Genomic DNA, 22,683 nt, shown 5'->3' with positions numbered 1-22,683 from the left:
GCACCCCGGCCGCCGCTGACGGAAGGCGACGGAACGCGTGGCAGACCGAGCGAAGATCCTGCTGGTCGACGATCGACCGGAGAACCTGACGGCCCTCGAGGCCGTGCTCGGCGCGCTCGACCAGACGCTGGTGCGGGCCGGCTCCGGCGAGGAGGCGCTCAAGGCGCTGCTGACCGACGACTTCGCGGTGATCCTGCTGGACGTCCAGATGCCCGGACTCGACGGCTTCGAGACCGCCGCGCACATCAAGCGGCGGGAACGCACCAAGGACATCCCGATCATCTTCCTGACCGCGGTGTCCAACGGCCCGCATCACACCTTCCGCGGCTACGCGGCCGGCGCCGTCGACTACCTGTCCAAGCCCTTCGACCCGTGGATCCTGCGGGCCAAGGTCTCCGTGTTCGTGGAACTGCATCGCAAGAACCAGCTGCTCAAGGAGCAGTCCGCGCTGCTGGCGCACCGCCTGGTGGAGTCCGGCGGGGCCACGGAGGCGGACACCGGCTCGCAGTTGGTCGCGGAGTTGTCGGCGCGGCTGGCCGCGGTCGAGGAACACACCCGGACGCTTGAGAAGCTGGCCGGGGACGCGGAGCGCGAATCCGTGCCGCGCGAAGAACTGGCGAGCACCGTGGAGGTACTCAGCACCCGGCTTTCCCGGCTGCGTTCCGCGATAGACGCCTTGGCCTGACGGCGCTTCAGGCGTCACCGCGGCGCGGCAACACGCCTCGGCGTTGATCTTCCGCTAGCCTTCCGAACATGGCGACCTCTGCCCGAACGCCTTCGACCCGGCAGAAGAAGACGGGTTCGGATACGGGCATGTCCCCGAGCAGCGAGGGTGCGGCCAAGAACGGCGCCGGCTCGGGCGCGAAGCGCAAGAGCGGCGCGAGCGGCAAGGGCGGCACCGTGCGGCGCACCACGAGCAGCGCCGCGGGCACCAGGACCAGAGGCGGTTCGAGCCGGGCCCGGCGGGCGAACCCGTCGCGGCCGGTGACCAAAGGCCCGTTCGAGCTGTTCTGGCAGGGCATCGCCGTCGCCATATCCCTCGTGTGGATGGGCGTCGCGCGCTCCGCCGGGCACCTGTTCCGCCGGGCCGGCTCCGGCGCCCGCAACCTGCACCCCGACCACCGCCGCGACGGCATCGGCCTCGGCCTGCTCGCGGCCGCGCTGATCGTCGGCGCCGCGGTCTGGCACCAGCTTCCCGGCAAGGTGGGCGGCGCCCTGATCACCGTGATCACCGGCGGCGTCGGTGTGCTGGACAAGCTGGTCCCGCTCGTCCTCATCGGCCTCGCCATCAGGGTTATGCGACACCCGAGGGAGACCACGCAGGAGGCCGGCCGGATCGCCATCGGCCTTACGTTCCTCACCCTCGGCTTCGCCGGGCTCGTACACATCGCCCGCGGCGCGCCCACCCCGTCGATGGGCGCGCGGGCGATGCGTCACGGCGGCGGCTGGCTCGGATACATCGTCTCCGCACCGATCTCCGCGGTCCTGTCGCAGTGGCTTGCGGTGCCGCTGCTGCTCATCGTCGTCGCGTTCGGCCTGCTGGTGACGACGGCAACGCCGGTGTACCGCATCCCGGACCGGTTGCGCACGCTGCGCTTCAAGTCCGACGCGATGCTGTACCGCATCCTGCGCGGCACGCCGCCGCCGGATCAGATGCCGACTGTGGTCGAGGACGATCCGACCGACCTGCCCGTTCCGCAGCGACAGCCGAGGCGCCGCAAGCCAGGGCCCGTCGATCCGGCCCTCGACCCCGCGAACGGCCTGCCGCTCGGCGATCCCGTCCCTGGGCTCGACCCCGACGCCGATCCGGGCGAGGCCGAGCCGACGGTCGTGCTGCCGTTCCCGACCCAGGAGCGCAAGCCCTCGCGCGGCGGGCCTCCGTCCCCGGCGAAGGCCGGCGGCAGGTCACAGGGTTCTGAATCACAGCGTTCTGACGTGCCGGCCGTGCCGCGGGTCGAGCAGCTGACCCTCTCCGGCGACGTCGTGTACGAACTGCCCTCGCCGGACCTGCTGGCAAAGGGTGTCCCGCTTCGGGTGCGGTCCAAGGCCAACGACCAAGTCGTCGAGCAGCTCACCAGCGTCTTCGAGCAGTTCTCCGTGGACGCGCAGGTCACCGGGTTCACCCGCGGGCCGACGGTCACCAGGTACGAGGTCGAACTCGGCCCCGCGGTCAAGGTGGAGCGGATCACGGCCCTGTCGAAGAACATCGCCTACGCGGTGGCCTCGGCCGACGTGCGGATCCTCTCGCCGATCCCGGGCAAGCAGGCCATCGGCATCGAGATCCCGAACATGGACCGGGAGATGGTCTCGCTCGGCGACATCCTGCGCTCGCCGACCGCGGTCTCCGACCACCACCCGATGCTGGTCGGCCTCGGCAAGGACGTCGAGGGCCGGGACATCACCGCGAACCTGACCAAGATGCCGCACATCCTGGTCGCCGGGGCCACCGGCGCGGGCAAGTCCACCTGCATCAACACGCTGATCACCTCGATCCTGATGCGCTCCACCCCGGACGAGGTGCGCCTGGTGCTGGTGGACCCCAAGCGGGTCGAGCTGACCGCGTACGAGGGCATCCCGCACCTGATCACCCCGATCATCACCTCCCCGAAGAAGGCCGCGGAGGCCCTGCAGTGGGTCGTGCGCGAGATGGACCTGCGCTACGACGACCTGGCCGACTCCGGCTTCCGGCACGTGGACGACTTCAACAAGGCGGTGCGCGCGGGCAAGCTCAAGCCGCCGCTGGGCAGCGAACGCGAGTACCGGCCGTACCCGTACCTCCTCGTCATCGTGGACGAGCTCGCCGACCTGATGATGGTCGCGCCGCGGGACGTCGAGGACTCGATCGTGCGCATCACGCAGCTGGCCCGCGCCGCGGGCATCCACCTGGTGCTGGCCACCCAGCGCCCGAGCGTCGACGTGGTCACCGGCCTGATCAAGGCGAACGTGCCCTCCCGGCTGGCCTTCGCCACCTCCTCGCTGGCCGACTCCCGGGTCATCCTCGACCAGCCCGGCGCGGAGAAGCTGGTCGGCAAGGGCGACGCGCTGTTCCTGCCGATGGGTGCCTCGAAACCGGTCCGGCTCCAGGGCGCGTACCTGGCGGACAAGGAGATCGAGGCGGTCGTCAAGCACTGCAAGGAGCAGCTGACCCCGGAGTACCGGCCGGACGTCACCGAGTCGGTGGAGAAGAAGCGCGAGATCGACGAGGAGATCGGCGACGACCTCGAGCTGCTGATCCAGGCCGCGGAGCTGGTCGTCTCCACCCAGTTCGGCTCGACCTCGATGCTCCAGCGCAAGCTGCGGGTCGGCTTCGCCAAGGCGGGCCGGCTGATGGACCTGCTCGAATCGCGCGGCGTGGTCGGCCCCTCCGAGGGCGCCAAGGCGCGCGACGTCCTGATAAGGCCGGACGATCTGCAGCAACTGCTTGACTCGCTCCAGCCGCAGGAATAGTCCCCGATGCGGGCGATCCAGTGACGGATCGCCGACTCGCGCGTTAGGCCGGGCGAAGGAAAGCCAATCGGGCGAAAGCGGGCGGCCGGAGGGGAGGGCCACCGCCGGGCCGGGCATAGCTGATCTCAGACGCACGGGGCGACGCAGTCCGGTCAGCGCGGAACGAGAGGCGGGATCCAGGTGGCGCAGGAGCAGGGCGGGCAGCGGGATCCGCATCGGCTGATCGGCGAGAGGCTTCAGGGCGCGCGTCTGTCCGCCGGGCTGACCGCGCGTCAGATCAGCGAGCGCACCCGCATCACGCCCGAGGTGCTGCACCGGATCGAGGCCGGCGAGTTCGCGCAGTGCGGCGGAGACGTGTACGCGCGTGGACATATCCGCGCCTACGCCCAAGCGGTCGGCCTCGACCCCGCGCCGCTGCTCGCCGAATACGGCGCGATCCGGCTGCCTCCGCTGACGAAGCGCGACCTGCGCAAGCCGCGTGTCGTCGCGCAGCCCGCGAAGGAGGCGGTCGGTACCGCACCGCGCGGTGCACAGAAGGCGGCAGCGCAACGGGCACGCTCGGTACTTCCGACGATCGTGCCCGGTGCGGTGCCGTCGCTCGTGCCGATGGCGGGCGCCACCCCGCCACCCGAGGTGCCGCCGCTCAGGCACCGGCGCCGTGACGACTTCACCGACGCCGACGCGGGCTCAGCCGCCGCACTCATCGCCGGAGCCGAGGGACCGCCGCCGGTCAACGAGCGGCCCGCCGCCTTCCTCGCCGGCGCGAAGACTCCGGCGAAGGCCGGGGCGAACTGGTCGCTCGCCTTGATCGGCGCGCTGGCCGCGGTCGGCCTCGTCGCGGCCGTGCAGCTGTGGCCGAGCAGCTCGGAAGGAGCCGCGCACGCCGCCGCCACCGCGACGAGCCACGCGCAGCCGAAGGCAGCGTCCGCGAAGCAAGCGGCGCCTGCGGCTCCGGCGCCCCCGGCCGCGCCCAAGCCGAAGACGGTCGACCTGCGGGTCATCGCGGGCAAGGCGCCCAGCTGGCTCGGCGTCACCAACGCGGCCGGCCAGCAGCTGTTCTGGAACATCCTGCAGCCCGGCCAGTCGCAGGAGTTCACCGACGCCAGCAAGCTCGACGTCATCGTCGGCGACGCCGCGGCCGTGGACCTGGTCGTCAACGGCCACGACCTCGGATCCCAGGGCAGCTCCGGCCAGGTCTTCCGCGCCTCGTACAACCCGGCGTCGGGCGGCTGAGCCGCCAAGCCGGGCCGCTCCGGAGAAAAGGCACCGAAGCTCTCCGGATACCCTTGTGGGCATGTCCCGCACTGTGCCCACGGATCCCGGGGGCCGCACCGTCGCCCTGATCACCCTCGGCTGCGCGCGCAACGACGTCGACTCCGAGGAACTGGCGGGCCGGCTCGCCGCCGAGGGCTGGAGTCTGGTCGAGGACCCGGCGGCCGCCGAGGTCGCGGTCGTCAACACCTGCGGCTTCGTCGACGCCGCCAAGAAGGACTCGATCGACACGCTGCTGTCCGCCGCCGACCTCAAGGGCAACGGCGTCACCAAGGCCGTGGTCGCCGTCGGCTGCCTCGCCGAGCGTTACGGCGTGCAGCTGGCCGACGAGCTGCCCGAGGCGGACGCGGTCCTCGGCTTCGACCACTACCAGGAGCTCGGCGACCGGCTGCGCACGATCCTCAGCGGTGGACACGTCGCCTCGCACACGCCGTCCGACCGCCGCAAGCTGCTGCCGCTGACGCCGGTCGAACGCGCGGGCTCGGCGGTATCCGTGCCCGGACACGGCACGCACGGCCACTCAAGCATCGCCGACCTGCCTGAAGGCGTCGCACCGGCGTCCGGTCCGCGCACGCTGCGCCGCCGCCTCGGCGACGGACCCTCCGCCGCGCTGAAGCTGGCCTCCGGCTGCGACCGCCGATGCTCCTTCTGCGCTATCCCGTCCTTCCGCGGCGCGTTCCTCTCCCGCCGCCCCGCCGACATCCTGGCCGAGGCCCGCTGGCTGGCCGAGCAGGGCGTGCGCGAGGTCGTCCTGGTCAGCGAGAACTCCACCTCCTACGGCAAGGACCTCGGCGACATCCGGCTGCTGGAAACCCTGCTGCCCGAGCTGGCCGCGATCGACGGCCTGGACTGGATCCGCGTCTCCTACCTCCAGCCGGCCGAGATGCGCCCGACCCTGATCGACGCGATGGCGGCCACGCCCAAGGTGACGCCCTACTTCGACCTGTCCTTCCAGCACAGCGCCCCGGACGTGCTGCGGCGCATGCGCCGGTTCGGCGACACCGAGCGCTTCCTCGGCCTGCTCGCCTCGATCCGCGAGAAGCTGCCGCTGGCCGGGGCGCGCTCGAACTTCATCGTCGGCTTCCCCGGGGAGAGCGAGGCCGACTACAAGGAGCTCGAAGGCTTCCTCACCGAGGCGCGGCTCGACGCGATCGGCGTCTTCGGCTACTCCGACGAGGACGGCACCGAGGCCGCCGGCTTCGACGGCAAGCTGGACCAGGACGAGATCGACGAGCGGGCCGCGCGGCTGTCCGAGCTGGCCGAGGAGCTGACCGCACAGCGCGCCGCCGAGCGGATCGGCGAGCGGGTCGAGGTGCTGGTCGAGCGGGTCGAGACCGGCGCCGGCGGCGCCGAGGTCGAGGGCCGCGCGGCGCAGCAGGGCCCGGAGACCGACGGCTCGGTCCGCCTGATCGGCCCGGCCGCGGCCGGGTTGCGGGTCGGCGCCCTGATCAGCGCGCTCGTCGTGGACAGCGACGGGGTCGACCTCGTCGCGGAGCCGAGGTGACCGCCCCGGCGCAGCGCCCGTCCGTCGCGGACGGACCGCCGGTCCCCGAGACCGGGCGCGGCGCCGTGCCGCTGTGGAACATCGCCAACATCCTGACCCTCGTCCGGCTGGCGCTGGTGCCCGTCTTCGCCGTGTTGCTCCTGCACGCGGACGGCCGGGAGACCTGGTGGCGCCTGGCCGCGGCGGTGATGTTCATGATCGCCTCGTTCACCGACCGGCTCGACGGCCAGCTGGCCCGCGAGCGCGGCCTGATCACCGACTTCGGCAAGATCGCCGACCCGATCGCGGACAAGGCGCTGATGGGCACGGCCCTGGGCTCGCTCAGCGCGCTCGGCATGCTGTGGTGGTGGGTCACCGTGGTGATCCTGGTGCGCGAGTTCGGCATCACGCTGCTGCGCTTCTGGGTGATCAAGTACGGGGTCATCGCGGCCAGCCGCGGCGGCAAGCTCAAGACGCTGCTGCAGGCGCTGGCCATCTGGATCTACGTGCTGCCGCTCGGCGCGGTGCCCGGCCTCGGCTGGCTGACCTGGGTGAGCACCGTGATCATGACGGCGGCGCTGGTGGTGACCGTGGTGACCGGCGGGGACTACGTGCTGCAGGCGATCCGGCTGCGGCGTTCGGCCCGCACCACGCCGCTGCAGCCGGCCGCCGCGGCGCAGCTGACCACTTCGAGCGGGCCGAACGCGGACGGCGCCGCGGCTGCGGAGCGTGCGGCCAAGTGATGGACGGCTCGTACCAGCCCGCGCCCGGCCCGGCGCAGCTGGCGGATCTGGCCGAGCAGGTGCTCGCCCGTGCCCGCTACCTGCGCCTGACCATCGCCGTGGCCGAATCGCTGACCGGCGGGCAACTCGCCGCCGCACTCACCGCCGTCCCCGGTGCATCAGCGGTCTTCCGCGGTTCGGTTACCGCGTACGCCACCGACCTAAAGGCAGCAGTGCTCGGAGTCGACGGGGTGCTACTCGACCAGGTTGGTGCGGTACACGGTGAGGTCGCCAGCCAGATGGCCGAGGGGGTACGCCGCGTGTGCCGGGCCGACCTCGGCTTGGCCACGACCGGAGTCGCCGGGCCGGAGCCACAGGACGGCCAGCCGGTCGGTACCGTCTTCGTCGCGGTCGCCGGTCAAGAAGGAGTCGAGTTCGAGCAATGCCGTTTCGGGCTCGGCGATGGGCCCCCGGCGCGGGATCGAGCCCGTATCCAGCAGCTCTCTGTTGCGGCTACGTTACAACTGACGTTGCGTTATCTCGGAATGCGGACCGGAAGTTAACGGGTCAACAAAAGATTCCCCGCTTTCGCATGAACCGGCCGCTGGCGTGGCACGTCTCTGAGTGAGTACCCCTCCGCTGGAGTCCGGGAATAGCCGCAGGACGCTCAACGGTTGCGTACGGTTGTAGTGCCGGTTCAGGTTTCACCACCCGCGGTGAAGGCGGCGGCGCGAGCCGCCGAAAGCGGGTACGGTGGCGAGAAGACCTAGTGAGGGAGGGAGCGACGACATGATCCTCATCCGTCGCCTGCTCGGCGATGTGCTGCGGCGCAAGCGGCAGGACGAGGGGCGCACGCTGCGCCAGCTCGCCGCCGAAGCGCGGATCTCGCCGGGATACCTCTCCGAGATCGAGCGGGGTCAGAAGGAACCGTCCTCAGAGCTGCTCGCCGCCATCTGCGACGCACTCGACATCAAGCTGTCCGACCTGCTGCGCGAGGTCTCCGTTGACCTCGCCGCCGCGGAGCTCGCCGCCCGGATCGAGGCCGAGCGCGTGGGCGTCTCCGGCGCCGCGCCGGTGCCGCAGGCCCGTGTCGGGGCGACGCCGGTCAAGAGCGGCGTCGCGCTGGCCAAGCCGGTGGCGCGCACCGTGGCCCGGCCCGGCGCCCGCCCGGCGCCGCGTCCGGTCACCCGCCGGGTCCCGCCGCCGGTCGCCGCCGGCAGCGCGCCGGTACCCGGAGCGGTGCTCGCGCAGGCCGTCCTGGACCCGTCGCGGCTGGGCGAAGTGCCCACCGTCCCGACCAAGACCGCCGCGCCGCGCGCCGCCATGGGCCCGATGACCCCGCTCGGCCCGGTCACCAACGTCGGCATGAGTGGCGGCCTCGGGCGTCCGGTGGACGGCGACATCGTGTTCGCCTTCCCCCTGATGAACCTCGGGGACCTGGCGCTGCGATAGCCGCATCATCCGTTACGACGGCGGCCGACGGGTATGCGTGACCCGTCGGCCGCCGTAGTTCGTGAATACTCATAATTCGGTCGCTGGGCCTGTTCAGGGCGTGCGACCATCGAGAGGCAAGGCCGCCCGAGCGGCAGACGCCTCTGAAGGGAAGATATGACCAACTCGCGCCACCTCGTAAATCAGAGCAGCACCGACGAGGAGGAGCGTTACGGCGTCGATCCCCGCTACGGTGTTGAAGATCTTGCCGACGGCTACGACGGCGACCAGCTCGACCTGGCCGAACGCCAGTCGCTGCGCCGCGTGGCCGGGCTGTCCACGGAGCTCGAGGACGTCACCGAGGTCGAGTACCGGCAGCTGCGCCTCGAGCGCGTGGTGCTGGTCGGAGTGTGGAACTCCGGGACCGCGGCCGACGCCGAGGCCTCGCTCAGGGAACTGGCCGCGCTCGCCGAGACGGCCGGCTCTCAGGTGCTCGAAGGCGTCATCCAGCGCCGCGACCGGCCCGACCCGGCGACCTACATCGGTTCCGGCAAGGCCCGCGAGCTGCGGGAGATCGTCGCCTCGACCGGGGCGGACACCGTCATCTGCGACGGCGAGCTGACCCCGGCCCAGCTGATCCACCTGGAAGACGTGGTCAAGGTCAAGGTCGTGGACCGCACGGCGCTGATCCTGGACATCTTCGCCCAGCACGCCCGCTCCCGGGAGGGCAAGGCGCAGGTCGCCCTGGCCCAGATGCAGTACATGCTGCCCCGGCTGCGCGGCTGGGGCCAGTCGCTCTCCCGGCAGATGGGTGGCGGCGGCACGGGCGGTTCAGGAACAGGGGGCGGCGGCGGGATCGCCACCCGCGGTCCCGGTGAGACCAAGATCGAGCTGGACCGGCGGCGGATCCGGGAGAAGATGGCGCGCATGCGCCGGGAGCTGGCCGAGATGGGCAAGTCCCGCTCGACCCAGCGCCAGGAGCGCAAGCGCGGCGCGGTACCGGCCGTGGCGCTGGCCGGCTACACCAACGCTGGCAAGTCCTCGCTGCTCAACCGGATCACCGGAGCCGGGGTGCTGGTGGAGAACGCCCTGTTCGCCACCCTCGACCCGACCGTGCGCCGGACGCAGACCTCCGGCGGCCGCGCCTTCACCATCGCGGACACCGTCGGATTCGTCCGGCACCTGCCGCACCTGCTGATCGACGCCTTCCGCTCCACGCTGGAGGAGGTCGCCGACGCCGACCTGATCCTGCACGTGGTCGACGCCTCCGACCCGGACCCTGAGGGCCAGATCGCGGCGGTGCGCGAGGTGCTCGCGGAGATCGGGGCCGCCAAGGTGCCCGAGATCGTGGTGCTCAACAAGGCGGACGCGGCCGACCACGAGACGGTCGCCCGGCTGCTGCGCCGCGAGCCGCACTCGGTGCTGGTCTCGGCTCGCACCGGCGAGGGCATCGACAAGCTGCTCGCCGCGGTCGAGGCGGACCTGCCGCGGCCCGCGATCGAGATCGACGCGCTGGTGCCGTACGGCCGAGGCGACCTGATCGCGCGGGTGCACGCGACCGGCGAGCTGCTGAGCGAGACGCACCTGGAGTCGGGCACCCGGATCGTCGCGCGGGTGGACCCCACCCTCGCCGCCGCGCTCGACGAGTTCGCAGCGGTCTAACACACCGACGCTCCAACCCAGGACGGGCCCGCGAGTCACTGCACTCGCGGGCCCGTCTGCTCATCGGACTACTCACTCTTCACAGCTACGCTCGGTTGACCGCGCGATCACGATAGGTAAGGCTTACCTCACTTAATCTTCCGGTGCGGCCCGCCAAGGCCGGCGCCAAGCGGGGAGTGGTGAGATGGCCGTCAGCAGCGCCGCGATCCTCGATCGGCAGCGCGACCGCGAGTCCGCGGCACGCAGCTACGCGCGGCACCTGCCGATCGTGCCGGTCCGCGCTGAAGGCATGACGATTTACGGCGCCGACGGCCGCGCCTACCTGGACTGCCTTTCCGGCGCCGGAGTCCTCGCCCTCGGCCACAACCATCCGGTGGCCGTCGCCGCGATCCGCCGCGTGCTCGACTCGGGCGCGCCGCTGCACGTGCTCGACCTCGCCACGCCGATCAAGGACGAATTCACCGAGACGCTGCTCGGCATCCTCCCGCCCGACCTGGCCAAAGACGCGCGCATCCACTTCTGCGGGCCGTCCGGAGCCGACGCGGTCGAGGCCGCCATCAAGCTCACCCGGACCGCCACCGGAAGCACCGGCCTGATCGCTTTCACCGGCGCGTACCACGGCATGACCGCAGGTGCATTGGCTGCGACCGGCAACACGGCGGTCCGCACGCCCGCGCGCGTCAGCGATGCGGGCGTCACCCGCCTTCCCTATCCGCAGAGCTATCGGTGCCCGTATGGCGTCGGCGGCGGAGAAGGCACGCGGATCGCCGCCGAGCAGTTGCGGCGGTTGCTGCGTGACCCCGGCAGCGGCCTGACTCCGCCCGCGGCAATCATCGTCGAGCCCGTACAAGGCGAGGGCGGTGTTATCCCGGCACCTGACGAGTGGCTGCGCGCCCTGCGAGCCGAAAGCGCAGCACACGGCATCCCGCTGATCGCCGACGAGGTGCAGACGGGACTGGCCCGCACTGGCGAGGTGTGGGGAGTGGACCACTCCGGCGTCACACCGGACGTCATGGTCCTTTCCAAGGCCATCGGCGGCGGGCTGCCGCTGGCCGTGATCGCCTATCGCTCCTCGCTCGACGTTTGGGCCGAAGGAGCGCATACGGGCACCTTCCGTGGCCAACAGCTTGCCATGGCCGCCGGAACGGCGACGATCAGGTACGTGATGGAAAACGACCTGACGACTCACGCCCGCAAGCTGGGCGAACAGATCCGCACCGGCTTCGAGGAGGCGGCCCACGCGCTGCCCGCGATCGGCGAGGTGCGTGGCCGCGGCCTGATGCTCGGCGTCGAGCTGGTCGAGCCGGACGGCGCCCCGGACGCGCTCGGTGCCCGGCCCGCCGCGCCCGAACTCGCCCACGCGGTGCGCGCCGCCGCCCTGAGCCGCGGAGTGCTCGTCGAACTCGGCGGCCGCCACGGCAGCGTGCTGCGGCTGCTGCCGCCGCTGACGGTCACGGACCTGGAGGCCGAGCAGGTCGTCAGTGCTCTGATCGATTCGATCGCCGAGGCGTCCGGGCTGGCCGGTGCGCAGCGGGTGCGGGCCGGAGCGCGCTCATGACGGAGACCGAGATCCCGACTGACAGCCCCGCCGAACTCCCGGCGGAGAGTCCGGCCGAGAGCCCGACCGTTCGGACCGACGCGATCGAGCCGCAGGCCGCGCCCCGCGCCGATCGCCCACTGCCGCCCGGCGGCCCGGCCGCGGTCGCCGAGCGGGTCCGCGCCGCGCTCGGACCCGTGCTGCCCGAGCACGGCCGGGGCCAGGCCGCCTTCGACGAGCTCGCCGCCCTCCTCGTCGCGGAGACCGTGCACGCGAGCCACCCGCACACCGCCGCACACCTGCACTGCTCGACGCTGCCTGTCGCCGTGGCCGCCGACACGCTGGTCGCCGCGCTCAACCCGTCCATGGACTCCTGGGATCAGTCCGCCGCGCCGACCGTCATCGAGGACGAACTCGTGCGCGCCCTCGCCGGACTCTGCTTCGGCCAGCGGGCCTCGCACCCGGGCGGCACGGTGACCACCGGCGGCAGCGAGTCCAATCTCATGGCTCTGCTGTTCGCCAGGGACGAGTCGATCCGCCGCGGCTACGACGTCGATCCAGCCGAGGACGGCATTCCCGGATACGCGGCCGGGCGGCTGCGCATCCTCTGCTCGGCCGTCTCGCATTTCTCCATCGCCCGGTCCGCCGCGCTGCTCGGCCTGGGGGAGCGGGCCGTCGTGCCGGTCCCGGTCGGCAAGGACCACCGCATGGATCCGCAGGTCCTGGAGCGCATCGCGGCGCGGCTCGTCGATGCGGGCGATCGCATCGTCGCCGTGGTGGGAACGGCAGGGACCACCGACGCCGGCGCGATCGACCCGCTGGAGGCCTGCGGACGCGTCGCGCACAAGTACGGGGCCTGGTTCCACGTCGACGGGGCCTACGGTGGCGCGCTGATCTTCTCCGACGTGCTTCGCGACGCGTTGCACGGAATCGCCGAGGCCGATTCGGTGACGCTCGACCTGCACAAGTTCGGCTGGCAGCCGATCCCGGCCGGGGTGCTGCTGTGCCGGGACCGCGCCGCGTTCGGCACGCTCACCCGGCGCGTGGCCTACCTGTCAGCCCTCGATGACGAGCGTGCCGGATACCCGAACCTGCTGGACCGCTCGCTGCGCACGACCCGCCGCGCCGACGCCGTCAAGATCGTCGCGACCTGCCAGGCGCTCGGCCGCTCGGGCCTCGGCGCCTTGATCGAACGCTGCTTCGCGCTCACCGCCCACGTCGCGGCCGCGTTGCGTGCGCACCCTGATTTCGAGCTCGACCGGGAGCCCGCGCTCACGACCGTCCTGTTTCGCTACCGGGCCCGGCACGGCGACCCGGACCGGGTGAACGCGGCACTGCGTCGCAGGCTGCTGACGGAAGGCGCGGCCGTCATCGGACGTACCGAGCTGCCGGCGGTGGGGAACGGAACGGGGCTTGGCGGATCGGCTGTCCCCGGCTCGTTGCGGCTCAAGCTGACGCTGGTCAACCCGGAGACGTCGAGCTCTGATCTCGACCGGCTGATCGGCCTGATCGCCGCCGCTGGAGCCGCCGAGGACCGCGCCAGCCAGCCATAGCCCACTAAGCCATCGCCTCACCTGCCTGACCCATCAAAATCCAGACCAGTGAACGGTTGCCGGAGGACCTGCGCGTGATCCCGACAAGCCAGTTGTCGCCCCCTGACGCCCCGACGGCCCCCGCGGTGCCGACGCCGGACCGGCCCGTCGACGCGACGACGTTCCAGCGGGCCGGGAATCGGCTCGCCACGGAGGCGCTGCTGCGCTGCTGGATCCGCGAACGCCAGGTCCAGCCGCCGGCCGAGGGCGAACCGCTGGTCATCGATCTCGGCGGCAGCCTCCTGCGAATCCCGGTGGAGTACTGGTCGCGCGCCGGAATGCATCGGCTCGGCACGGCGGCAGGCCCGCTCGGACCGCTGAGCCCCGGCGGGCTGGCCCGCTTGCTCGGCGAGTCGGTCGGCGCGAGGGGAGAAGGGCTCGAACAGCTCGTGCAGCGCGTCGTGGAATCCGCGGAACGCGTCGGGGCGCATCTGGAGGCCCGAGCGGCCAGTCCGGCGCCCACAGAGCCCTTCACGCCGTTTCTGGTCGCCGAGCAGGGATTGCTGGCCGGGCACCCGCTGCACCCGACGCCGAAGAGCCGAGACGCGCTGACCGCTAGCGAAGCCGCGCGCTATTCGCCCGAGCTGCGCGGCTCGTTCCCGCTGCACTGGTTCGCGGCCGCCCCGGATCTCGTCGCGCATGACAGCGAACTCGGCCCGACCACACCGGATCTCGCCGCCTTCCTCAGTGGCCTGACTCCGGATGGCCGCGTACTCGTTCCGGCGCATCCCTGGCAGGCGAACGCGCTACTGCGGCAGGACAACGTGCGTGAGCTGATCGCCTCGGGGCGTCTGGAGCACCTCGGCGAGGCCGGGCCGGCCTGGTACCCGACCTCGTCGCTGCGCACCGTGTACCGGCCCGACCAGCCGGTCATGCTCAAGCTTTCACTCGCGCTGCGCATCACCAACTCCCGGCGCGAGAACCTGCGCAAGGAGCTACTGCGCGGAGTCGAGGCGCACCGGCTGCTCTCCGGCCGCCTCGGCATGCAGCTGCTCACCGCGCACCCGGGATTCCGTGCCCTCACCGACGCCGGATACCTCGCGGTGGACGCGGTGCCAGGGCTCGATGTCTCGTTCCGGCATTCACCGTTCCAGTCGAGCGACCACGTGTTCTGTCTCGCCGCCCTGACAGATCTGGGCCGCGGCGCTATCGCTGCCGACGGTCACCCGCACGAGCTGGCCGCGCACCTGCACAGCCTCTCCGCGGCGGAGCAGCGACCGGTACGCGCGGTGGCGCTGGAGTGGTTCGCCCGATACCTGACCGCGCTGATCACGCCGCTGCTCTGGCTCGACGCAGAGCACGGAGTCACGCTGGAAGCGCACCAGCAGAACACCTTGATCCAGCTGGACGCCGCAGGCTATCCCGGGGCTGGCTGGTACCGCGACAATCAGGGCTTTTACTACCGGCGCTCGCGCATCGCCCATCTCGAAGCGCTCAGCGGCATCAGTGCCCTCGGCCAGGAGAGCGAGACCGTCGTCGACGACGACGTAGTCACGGAACGACTCCTGTACTACGTCGGCATCAATAATCTGATGGGCGTTGTCGGAGCGCTCGGCTGCGCGGGTATCGCCTCGGAGCGTGAGCTCCTCGGGTTGGCCGCCGACCTGCTCGCTCCGCTGCGGGGCCACCAGCCCGTGGACCTGCTGCTGGGCGCGAAGTCGTTGCGCTGCAAGGCGAACCTGCTAACCCGCGCGGCAGACCTTGATGAGCTGGTCGGCGACCTGGCAACGCAGTCGGTCTACGTCGAGATCGCGAACCCTTTCGCGGGGCTCTCGCGAGAAAACGGCACCGGCGCGATGCGAGGAGACGCCGCATGACCGGGACGCTCGCCGCTCCCACCTGGTGGGACCTCACCACGCCGGCGGGCCGGTTCACGCTGTGCCCGGTGAAGATCGACCGCGACCTTCCGCTCATCCACCGCTGGATGAACGACCCGGCGGTCGCGCGCTACTGGGATCTGGACGGCCCGATCGAACGAACCAGCGCGCACCTGGCCGAACAGCGGGCTCTTCCGCACAGCGAGCCGTACCTCGCGCGACTCTCCGGGCGCCCGATCGGCTACTGGGAGCTGTACCGCGCCGCAGCAGACCGGCTCGCCGCCTACTATCCGGCGCACGCCGACGACCTGGGCATCCACCTGCTCATCGGCGAACCAGAGCTGCGCGGAGTCGGCCTCGGCGCGACGCTCCTGACAGCCCTCTGCGATGCGCTGCAGCGTGAGTCGAGTTGCCGCATCGTCGCAGAGCCCGATGAACGCAACGTCGCCTCCGTGCGCGCCTTCGTCTCCGCGGGCTTCCGCGTCAGCGCGACGATCGAACTGCCCGAGAAGCGAGCCACCCTCGTCCTCCGGGACTCTCCCGCATGACCTTCGAAGCCTGCTACGACCTGCTCGGCATCGGTCTCGGCCCGTTCAACCTCGCGTTGGCCGCGCTCGCCGAACCGATCCCCGGCCTGCGTGCGCTGTTCCTGGACGAGAATCCGCGCTTCTCCTGGCATCCGGGCATGATGGTCGACGGCGCGACGCTCCAGGTGCCGTTCCTCGCCGACCTCGTCACCCTGGTCGATCCCACGAGCCGGCACAGCTATCTGGCCTACCTGCGCGACGCCGGCCGATTGTTCGAGTTCTACTTCGCCGAGCGCTTCCACATCCCGCGCGCCGAATACGAGTCCTACTGCCGCACGGTCGCCGATGCGCTCGCGGCGTGCCGCTTCGGGTTTCGAGTGACCGCCGTCGCGCTAGCCACGCTGCCTGACGGACGCGACGGCTTCACGATCGCCTTCACCGACAACGACGGCCGTGCCCACAATGTGCTCGCCGCGAATGTCGTGCTGGGTATCGGCACCGAACCGGTCGCGCCCGATGCCCTCCACGCTCTCTGGCGCGAGGCCGGTCCGTCGGTGTGCCACAGTGCGCACTACCTCGACCACGCCGACCTGATCCGCACGGCCGATGACGTGACCGTGCTCGGCTCGGGCCAGTCCGGCGCGGAGATCGTGCTGGACCTCCTGCGCACCTGGCACCGCCCCGGTCGGCGGCTGCGCTGGCTGACCCGCAGCACCGCCTTCGAACCGATGGAGTACTCGAAGCTCGGCCTCGAACACTTCACGCCCGACTACGTCGACTACTTCTACGATCTGCCCGCCGCCCAGCGCGCCACACTGCTCTCCACTCAGGGCCGCCTATACAAAGCCGTCTCCGCTGACACGCTGGCCGCTATCCGCGAAGAACTCGACGCCCGTTCCTTCAGAACCGGCATCTCCGGTACAGGCGTCACGCTCATGCCTGGGGTCGAGGCCGTCGGCGGTAACTACGCCGATGACGCCCAAACGCTCACCCTCGCCCTAAGACATCGCGGCACAGGTGAAGCTATGGCGGTACGTACCGAACGCCTCGTGCTCGCCACCGGCTACGCCACACGCAAACCCGACTGCCTAGCGCCGCTCGAAGCCCTCATTCAACGCGACACGGAGGGCCGCCTCGTCATCGAGCGCGATCATCGCGTCGGCATGACCGACACGCGCGCGGGACTGTACGTACAGAACGCCGAGCTACACACGCACGGCGTCGGCACTCCAGACCTCGGGTTGGGCGCGTACCGCGCAGCGGAGATCCTCAACGCCGTAACCGGACGGTCGGTCTACCCGTTGCCCAGCCGTACCGCGCACACCGCGTTCGCCCCGACGGTGGCGGCAGCCGCCGATCCCGGCATCGCACTCGACCTGGAGGCCCCCGGCCATGAGCAGCACCGCAGCCAGTACCAGCCGGCCGAGCCAGGCGGTGCCGGCGCCGCCGTCCCCCTCCGGCGCCGGCCACAGCACATCGCCCAACCGCACCGGCTCGACCCAATCCCTGCCCGCTGACCCCGAACTGCGGTGGCGGCACGCGGGCCGGACCCTGTTGGCGAAGACCATTGCCGAACTCGCCTACGAGGAACTGCTGACCCCGACGGCGCAGGAAGACGGCTGGCACGCTCTCACCCTCGCCGCTCCCGCACACGCCCTTGACCGCCCCGACGGCGCCAGCAGCATGCCCGCTATCACGCCCACCATCGAGTACCGGTTTCGCGCCGACCGAGGCGCGTACGGGTCCTGGTTCGTCGACCCCGGCTCCGTGCGGCGCGGCGGACATCCGGCCGCAGACCCGCTCGCCTTCATCGCCGATGCCGCGCCGTCCCTCGGCCTTTCCGGCGAGACCGCAGGTCACCTCGTGCGCGAAATGGCCGCGACGCTCGCCGCCGACGCCCAGATCCTCGCCACCGCCACGCTCACCGCCGCGGAACTGGCAGACCTCGACTACGCGCAGCTCGAAGGCCACCAGACCGGACACCCGTGGATCGTGTTCAACAAGGGACGCCTCGGCTTCTCGGCCAACGACACCCTGCGTTACGCACCTGAGGCGCGCCAACCGGTCCGCCTGCCATGGATCGCGGTACGCGACGACTTGGCGCACTACCAGGCCATCCCCGGCCTAAGCGCCCGCCGGCTGTATACCGAGGAGCTGTCACCGGCGGCGCGCGTGCGGTTCGGCGCGGAGCTGATCAGGCATAGCTGCAACCCGGCACGGTACTGGTGGCTGCCCATCCATCCGTGGCAGTGGGACGAGACGATTCAACCGCTGTACGGGGCCGAGATCGCGTCAGCTCGCTTGGTGTACCTCGGCGAAGGTGACGACTCGTATCTGCCTCAGCAGTCGATCAGGACCTTTAGCAACATCAGCGTGCCGCACCGGCGCCACGTGAAGCTCCCGCTGTCCATCCTCAACACCATGGTCTGGCGCGGCCTGCCCACCGAGCGCACGCTCGCCGCACCCGCCCTCACGGCCTGGCTCCAGGGCCTCGCGGCCAGCGACCCGTTCCTCACGGACGACTGCAAGGTGATCCTGCTCGGCGAGGTCGCGTCCGTCACGGTCGACCATCCGGTGCTCGACCGCATCGACGCGGTCCCGTATCAGTACCGCGAGTTGTTGGGCGCGATCTGGCGCGAGCCGCTGCCCGCCGCGCTGCAGGAGGGGGAGAGGGCACGCACGCTCGCGTCGCTCCTGTCCTTCGGCGCGGACGGCACGCCACTGGCGGCCGAACTCATCGCCCGATCCGGGCTGGATGCCTGCGCATGGCTGGAACGCCTCTTCGGCGCGCTGCTGCCGCCGCTGCTGCGCTTCCTCTACGCCTACGGAACGGTGTTCTCTCCGCACGGCGAAAACGCGGTCGTGATCTTCGACGAGCGTGACATCCCGACGCGGCTCGCGGTCAAGGACTTCGTCGACGACGTCAATCTCGCCGCCGCCGACCTGCCCGAGCTCGCCGAACTGCCGCAGCAGGTCGCCTCGGTGATGCTGCGCGAACAGCCGGACTACCTCTGCCAGTTCCTACACGGCGGTCTGTTCATCGGACATTTCCGCTACCTGGCCCGGATCTTCGAGCAGCACCTCGACGTCCCCGGCGCCGAGTTCTGGTCGCTCGTGCGCGCCGCGATCCGCGCGTACCAGGACAGGTTCCCCGAGCACGCGGACCGCTACGCGCTGTTCGACCTCGGCAAGCCGCACATCGACCGGCTCTGCCTCAACCGCAACCGGCTGCTGCTCGACGGCTACCGCGACCGGCCGACCCGTCCGCACGTCGAGGCGCACGGCGCCGTCCCGAACCCGCTCGCCCCGATCGATTGACCGGCCGCCTCCTGTCATGCACTGCACCCTGCCGTCCCGCGCGCGCCGGATGCGTCCCGCTCTCTGCCGCGCCCCGAACCCCCTCGCCCCAATCGACCGACCTCCACCCCGGATCCGTCCTCGGCTGTCGGCCGGGCCCCGTACCCTAGTGGCTCATGGGCAAAGCTGATCTCGAAACCTTACTCGCGAGCGCGGTCGCCGCAGTCGGCGGCGAGCCGAGGCCGGGTCAGGTCGAGATGGCCCAGGCGGTCCGGCGCGCGCTGACCGAAGGGGATCCGCTCCTGGTCCAGGCCGGCACCGGAACCGGCAAGTCGCTGGCGTACCTCGTGCCCGCCATCGCGCACTGCCTCGACCGGCGGGACCGGCGCGTAGTCGTCGCCACCGCCACGCTCGCGCTGCAGCGCCAGCTCGTAGCGCACGACCTGCCGCTGATCGCCGACGCGCTCGCCCCGGCCCTCGGCCGCGTCCCGGAGTTCGCTCTGCTCAAGGGCCGCAGCAACTACGTCTGCAAGCACAAGATCGACGGTGGCGACGAGAACGAGGGCGAGGAGGCGCTGTTCGACGCCTCGGCGGTCTCCGACCTCGGCCGCCAGATCCTGCGCGTGCGCGAGTGGGCCGAGGAAACCGATACCGGCGACCGGGACGACCTCGTACCCGGCGTCAGCGACCGCGTATGGAGCATGGTCTCGGTCAGCGCCCGCGAGTGCCTGACCGCGTCCAAGTGCCCGTTCGGCACGGAGTGCTTCGCCGAGGAGGCCCGCGAACGCGCTCGCGAGGCGGACATCATCGTCACCAACCACGCGCTGCTGGCCATCAACACGTTCGACAGCGACGTCCAAGTCCTGCCCGAGCACGACGCGGTGGTCGTCGACGAGGCGCACGAGCTGGTCTCCCGGGCCACCGGCGCGAACTCCGGCGAGCTGACCGGAGGCATGGTCGACCGCGCCGCGCGCCGCATCCGCAAGCATGTGGACGAGAAGACGCACTTGGTCTTCGAGCAGGCAGTAGAGCTGTTCCGGGAAATGCTCGACACCGCGGATGCCCGCCGTTACCCGCAGCTGCCCGAGGACGTCGTCGAGGCGCTCACCGCGCTGCGTGACGCGTCCCGACAGGTCATCAGCGCTCTGGTGCGAGGCCGGGAGAAGGGCGGAGCGAAGGGGGCATCCCGGGCCGGGGGCGGCGAGGACGGTGCCGCCGAGGTCGGCGCGGGCACCGAGGGCGCCAGGCGGCAGGCCCAGGCGGCGATAGAGCAGATCTTCGAGCTCTCCGACCGGATGCTGCTCACTTCGCCCGACGACGTGATCTGGTTGGACCGTGGCGACCGATTCAGCTCCCTGCACATCGCCCCGCTCTCCGTGGCCCAGCAGCTGCGCCACCGCCTGTTCGCGCGCACGCATACGGTCCTGACCTCCGCGACGCTCAAGCTCGGCGGCGACTTCGACGGGGTGGCCCGTTCAGTCGGCCTGTACCCCGAGGAGCGAGCGGACCGGCTCCCGGCAGACAGCGCTGCCAACGGCCCTCGCTCCCGTCGAGCCCCTTCAAGCGACTCAGCTGACGACTCGTCGGACGCGGCATCCTCAGCTCAGGATTCGAACGCGACACCCGCGAACGCGTCGGCGTCCGACGAACAGTCGGCGCAGGACGACGCCCAGGACGACACCGACCATCCAATTCGCTGGAACGCCCTCGACGTCGGCTCGCCCTTCGACTATCCGAAGCAGGGCATTCTCTACATTGCCCGGCACCTCGCGCCGCCCGGACGCGACGGGATCCGGCCCGACCAGTTCGACGAGCTCGCCGGATTGATCGAGGCCGCCGGCGGCCGCACCCTCGGGCTGTTCTCCTCGTTGCGTGGCGCCCAGGCGGCGGCAGCGGAGATCTCCGACCGGCTGTCGTACACAGTGCTGTGCCAGGGCGAGGACTCGCTGCCGCAACTCATCGCCCGCTTCGGCGAGAACCCGCGCACGTGCTTGTTCGGCACCCTTTCGCTTTGGCAGGGGGTCAACGTGCCCGGACCGTCCTGCCAGCTGGTGGTGATCGACCGGATCCCGTTCCCGCGCCCGGACGACCCGCTGGCGGCGGCCCGTCAGGAGGCGGTCGCGCGCAACGGCGGCAACGGCTTCATGGCAGTCGCCGCGACCCACGCCGCGCTGCTGCTGGCCCAGGGAGCTGGACGGCTCATCCGGGCGGCCGGAGATCGGGGCGTGGTGGCGATCCTGGACTCCAGGCTGGCCACCGCCCGCTACGCGAGCTTCCTGCGAGCCTCGCTGCCGCCGTTCTGGCCCACCGACGACACGAAGTTGGTGCGCGCCGCACTGCGCCGCCTCGATGCCGAAGCCCCCTGATCCGAAGGTTCAAAAGAATCGAAGCCCCGCGAGTCGCTATCCCCCGTATCGCTGCCGCGTCTGTCGCTATCCCCGTATCGCTGTCGCCTCTGTCGCTATCCCCTGAGTCGCTCTCGCCCAAGCGATCGCGCTGGCATAGCTGTCAAAGCTCATCGCCCTCGCGCAGCCAACTGGGCATTCGCAGCCGTCAAAGCTGATTGCCGTCGCGCAGTCGATCGCATATTCGCAGGCGTGACGGCTCATCGCCACCGCACGAGCACCGGCGCCCAGCCGCCTACTTCCAGTCCTTCGCCCTATGCACTTCAAGGCACTGAGCGCGCCGCTCAGCCTTGCCGCCGCGGTCAGGTGTCTCCTTCCCGCGGCAAGGCGCCAGCACCGCGCACACACGCACCAGACTGTGCGCTCTCAGCTGCCTCGGTCAGCCGCCCCTTCCCACGACGGCCGACCGGGCCGAGAGAGACGGCCGACCCCACCCGCCTCTCTGTCCACGCCCTGCTCCAGCACCCGCGCGCGCTTACCTCACGTGTCCTCAGCGCCGCGCCGCCTGGGCAGGGTTCTGCGTTGCAGCTAGCTCGTCTAGTTCGTCTAGCTTGTCTATCTCCTCTGACTCCTCACAGCCGCCGCATCACCGCGACCACCCGGCCGAGGATCGACGCCTCGTCGCCCGGGATCGGGTCGTACGCCGGGTTGCGCGGCATCAACCACACGTGCCGGCCCGACGGCGTGTTCTGCAGCTTCAGCTGCTTGATGGTCGCCTCGCCGTCGATCATCGCCGCGACGATCTCGCCGGACTCGGCGGTCGGCTGCTGGCGCACCACGACCGTGTCCCCGTCCCAGATCGCCGCGTCCACCATCGAGTCCCCGACCACCGTGAGCGCGAACAGCGTCCCGTCGCCGACCAGGTCCCGCGGCATCGGGATGAGCTCCTCGATCTCCTCCTGGGCCAGGATCGGGCCACCGGCGGCGATCCGGCCGACCAAGGGCACGTACTCGGTCGCGCCGACCGAGCCGCCCATCGGCAGCACCCGGCCCGCGGTCGTGTCCTCGTCCACCGGGATCGACGCGGCCGGCGCGGCGATCTGCGGCACCGTCGAGGCGGCCGCGTGCGACTGCGCCATCCGGGCCCGCCACGCCTGGGTCGGGTCGCTCGGGCCGCGCACGATGTACGCCCGCGGCCGGTTCGGGTCGCGCCGGATGAACCCCTTGTTCTCCAGCACCACCAGCTGATGCCGTACCGAGGAGGTGGACTGCAGACCCACCGCCTCGCCGATCTCCCGCATCGACGGCGGATAACCGCGCCGATCGATCGACTCCTGAATAACTTCGAGCACCCGGCACTGCCGGTCGGTAAGCCGCAGCGACAGCGGAACTCGCGTCATATCCGCCGCCTCCGCCCCAGCTCCGAGCCGCCCCGGTCCGCGCCGACGCTGCCGCACCACCGCACCCGCGGGCTTGCCGTCGCCGCCCGGCTCCGCACCGCGCGCCGCGTCTCCGCGCGCGCCGGCACCGCGACGCCGCGCCGCGGCTGCA

14 protein-coding genes and 2 pseudogenes are annotated in these 22,683 nt (G+C 71.1%); 15 read left to right on the top strand and 1 reads right to left on the bottom strand.

Annotated features, from left to right (window positions below):
• Positions 1-37 precede the first annotated feature (37 nt).
• The 15 genes and pseudogenes from VFA06_RS17880 to VFA06_RS17810 all read left to right on the top strand — a co-directional run bounded on the left by VFA06_RS17880 (position 38) and on the right by VFA06_RS17810 (position 21,153).
• Entirely contained in the window at positions 38-685 is a 648-nt protein-coding gene (locus VFA06_RS17880) for a response regulator (RefSeq protein ID WP_324841744.1), read from the top strand.
• Between the two features lie 128 nt (positions 686-813).
• On the top strand, positions 814-3,447 hold the full coding sequence (locus VFA06_RS17875; RefSeq protein ID WP_324841743.1) for a DNA translocase FtsK: 2,634 nt from the start codon (positions 814-816) through the stop codon (positions 3,445-3,447).
• 180 nt (positions 3,448-3,627) lie between these two features.
• The gene (locus VFA06_RS17870; protein WP_324841742.1) at positions 3,628-4,680 is read left to right on the top strand and encodes a helix-turn-helix domain-containing protein; all 1,053 of its coding nucleotides are present in this window, start codon (positions 3,628-3,630) and stop codon (positions 4,678-4,680) included.
• A 61-nt stretch (positions 4,681-4,741) separates the two neighbouring features.
• Positions 4,742-6,223: a 30S ribosomal protein S12 methylthiotransferase RimO gene (gene rimO, locus VFA06_RS17865; protein WP_324841741.1), complete on the top strand. Its 1,482-nt coding sequence runs from the start codon at positions 4,742-4,744 to the stop codon at positions 6,221-6,223.
• Positions 6,220-6,945 carry a CDP-diacylglycerol--glycerol-3-phosphate 3-phosphatidyltransferase gene (pgsA, locus tag VFA06_RS17860; protein ID WP_324841740.1) on the top strand — a complete coding sequence of 242 codons (726 nt, stop codon included), beginning with the start codon at positions 6,220-6,222 and terminating at the stop codon, positions 6,943-6,945. Before rimO ends, pgsA begins: the two co-directional genes overlap by 4 nt.
• Entirely contained in the window at positions 6,945-7,487 is a 543-nt protein-coding gene (locus VFA06_RS17855) for a CinA family protein (protein WP_324841739.1), read from the top strand. The genes pgsA and VFA06_RS17855 overlap by 1 nt, the downstream gene beginning before the upstream one ends.
• 226 nt (positions 7,488-7,713) lie before the next feature.
• A pseudogene (locus VFA06_RS17850) lies at positions 7,714-8,016 on the top strand (helix-turn-helix domain-containing protein); the annotation flags it as partial.
• A gap of 516 nt (positions 8,017-8,532) precedes the next feature.
• Positions 8,533-10,017: a GTPase HflX gene (gene hflX / locus VFA06_RS17845; protein ID WP_324841738.1), complete on the top strand. Its 1,485-nt coding sequence runs from the start codon at positions 8,533-8,535 to the stop codon at positions 10,015-10,017.
• A 184-nt stretch (positions 10,018-10,201) separates the two neighbouring features.
• Complete coding sequence (locus VFA06_RS17840; protein ID WP_324841737.1) at positions 10,202-11,575, top strand: diaminobutyrate--2-oxoglutarate transaminase family protein; 1,374 nt, start codon at positions 10,202-10,204, stop codon at positions 11,573-11,575.
• Positions 11,572-13,107 (top strand): pyridoxal phosphate-dependent decarboxylase family protein, encoded by a 1,536-nt coding sequence (locus tag VFA06_RS17835; RefSeq protein WP_324841736.1) that lies wholly within the window; start codon positions 11,572-11,574, stop codon positions 13,105-13,107. The genes VFA06_RS17840 and VFA06_RS17835 overlap by 4 nt, the downstream gene beginning before the upstream one ends.
• A 74-nt stretch (positions 13,108-13,181) precedes the next feature.
• Positions 13,182-14,963, top strand: coding sequence for an IucA/IucC family protein (locus VFA06_RS17830; protein ID WP_324841735.1), 1,782 nt, complete (start codon positions 13,182-13,184; stop codon positions 14,961-14,963).
• Entirely contained in the window at positions 14,960-15,511 is a 552-nt protein-coding gene (locus tag VFA06_RS17825) for a GNAT family N-acetyltransferase (protein WP_324841734.1), read from the top strand. Before VFA06_RS17830 ends, VFA06_RS17825 begins: the two co-directional genes overlap by 4 nt.
• Positions 15,508-16,821, top strand: a pseudogene (locus VFA06_RS17820) (lysine N(6)-hydroxylase/L-ornithine N(5)-oxygenase family protein); the annotation flags it as partial. The gene VFA06_RS17825 and the pseudogene VFA06_RS17820, both read left to right, overlap by 4 nt.
• Before the next feature lie 61 nt (positions 16,822-16,882).
• Positions 16,883-18,808 (top strand): IucA/IucC family protein, encoded by a 1,926-nt coding sequence (locus VFA06_RS17815; protein WP_414639918.1) that lies wholly within the window; start codon positions 16,883-16,885, stop codon positions 18,806-18,808.
• 155 nt (positions 18,809-18,963) lie between these two features.
• Positions 18,964-21,153, top strand: a complete 2,190-nt coding sequence (locus VFA06_RS17810) for an ATP-dependent DNA helicase (protein WP_324841732.1) — start codon at positions 18,964-18,966, stop codon at positions 21,151-21,153.
• A gap of 611 nt (positions 21,154-21,764) precedes the next feature.
• Here the strand turns inward: VFA06_RS17810 and lexA are convergent.
• Complete coding sequence (gene lexA, locus VFA06_RS17805; RefSeq protein WP_324841731.1) at positions 21,765-22,532, bottom strand: transcriptional repressor LexA; 768 nt, start codon at positions 22,530-22,532, stop codon at positions 21,765-21,767.
• Positions 22,533-22,683 lie beyond the last annotated feature (151 nt).

It is taken from the genome of Actinocrinis sp. (assembly GCF_035653575.1).
Lineage (GTDB): Bacteria > Actinomycetota > Actinomycetes > Streptomycetales > Catenulisporaceae > Actinocrinis.
This window is presented reverse-complemented; position numbering and strand designations above follow the sequence as displayed.

Bases quoted from the DNA above. Each gene is read 5' to 3' on its own strand.
- VFA06_RS17875 (WP_324841743.1), top strand. From the start codon at position 814: ATGTCCCCGAGCAGCGAGGGTGCGGCCAAGAACGGCGCCGGCTCGGGC.
- rimO (WP_324841741.1), top strand. From the start codon at position 4,742: ATGTCCCGCACTGTGCCCACGGATCCCGGGGGCCGCACCGTCGCCCTG.
- VFA06_RS17855 (WP_324841739.1), top strand. From the start codon at position 6,945: ATGGACGGCTCGTACCAGCCCGCGCCCGGCCCGGCGCAGCTGGCGGAT.
- hflX (WP_324841738.1), top strand. From the start codon at position 8,533: ATGACCAACTCGCGCCACCTCGTAAATCAGAGCAGCACCGACGAGGAG.
- VFA06_RS17840 (WP_324841737.1), top strand. From the start codon at position 10,202: ATGGCCGTCAGCAGCGCCGCGATCCTCGATCGGCAGCGCGACCGCGAG.
- VFA06_RS17835 (WP_324841736.1), top strand. From the start codon at position 11,572: ATGACGGAGACCGAGATCCCGACTGACAGCCCCGCCGAACTCCCGGCG.
- VFA06_RS17825 (WP_324841734.1), top strand. From the start codon at position 14,960: ATGACCGGGACGCTCGCCGCTCCCACCTGGTGGGACCTCACCACGCCG.
- VFA06_RS17815 (WP_414639918.1), top strand. From the start codon at position 16,883: ATGAGCAGCACCGCAGCCAGTACCAGCCGGCCGAGCCAGGCGGTGCCG.
- VFA06_RS17810 (WP_324841732.1), top strand. From the start codon at position 18,964: ATGGGCAAAGCTGATCTCGAAACCTTACTCGCGAGCGCGGTCGCCGCA.
- lexA (WP_324841731.1), bottom strand. From the start codon at position 22,532: ATGACGCGAGTTCCGCTGTCGCTGCGGCTTACCGACCGGCAGTGCCGG.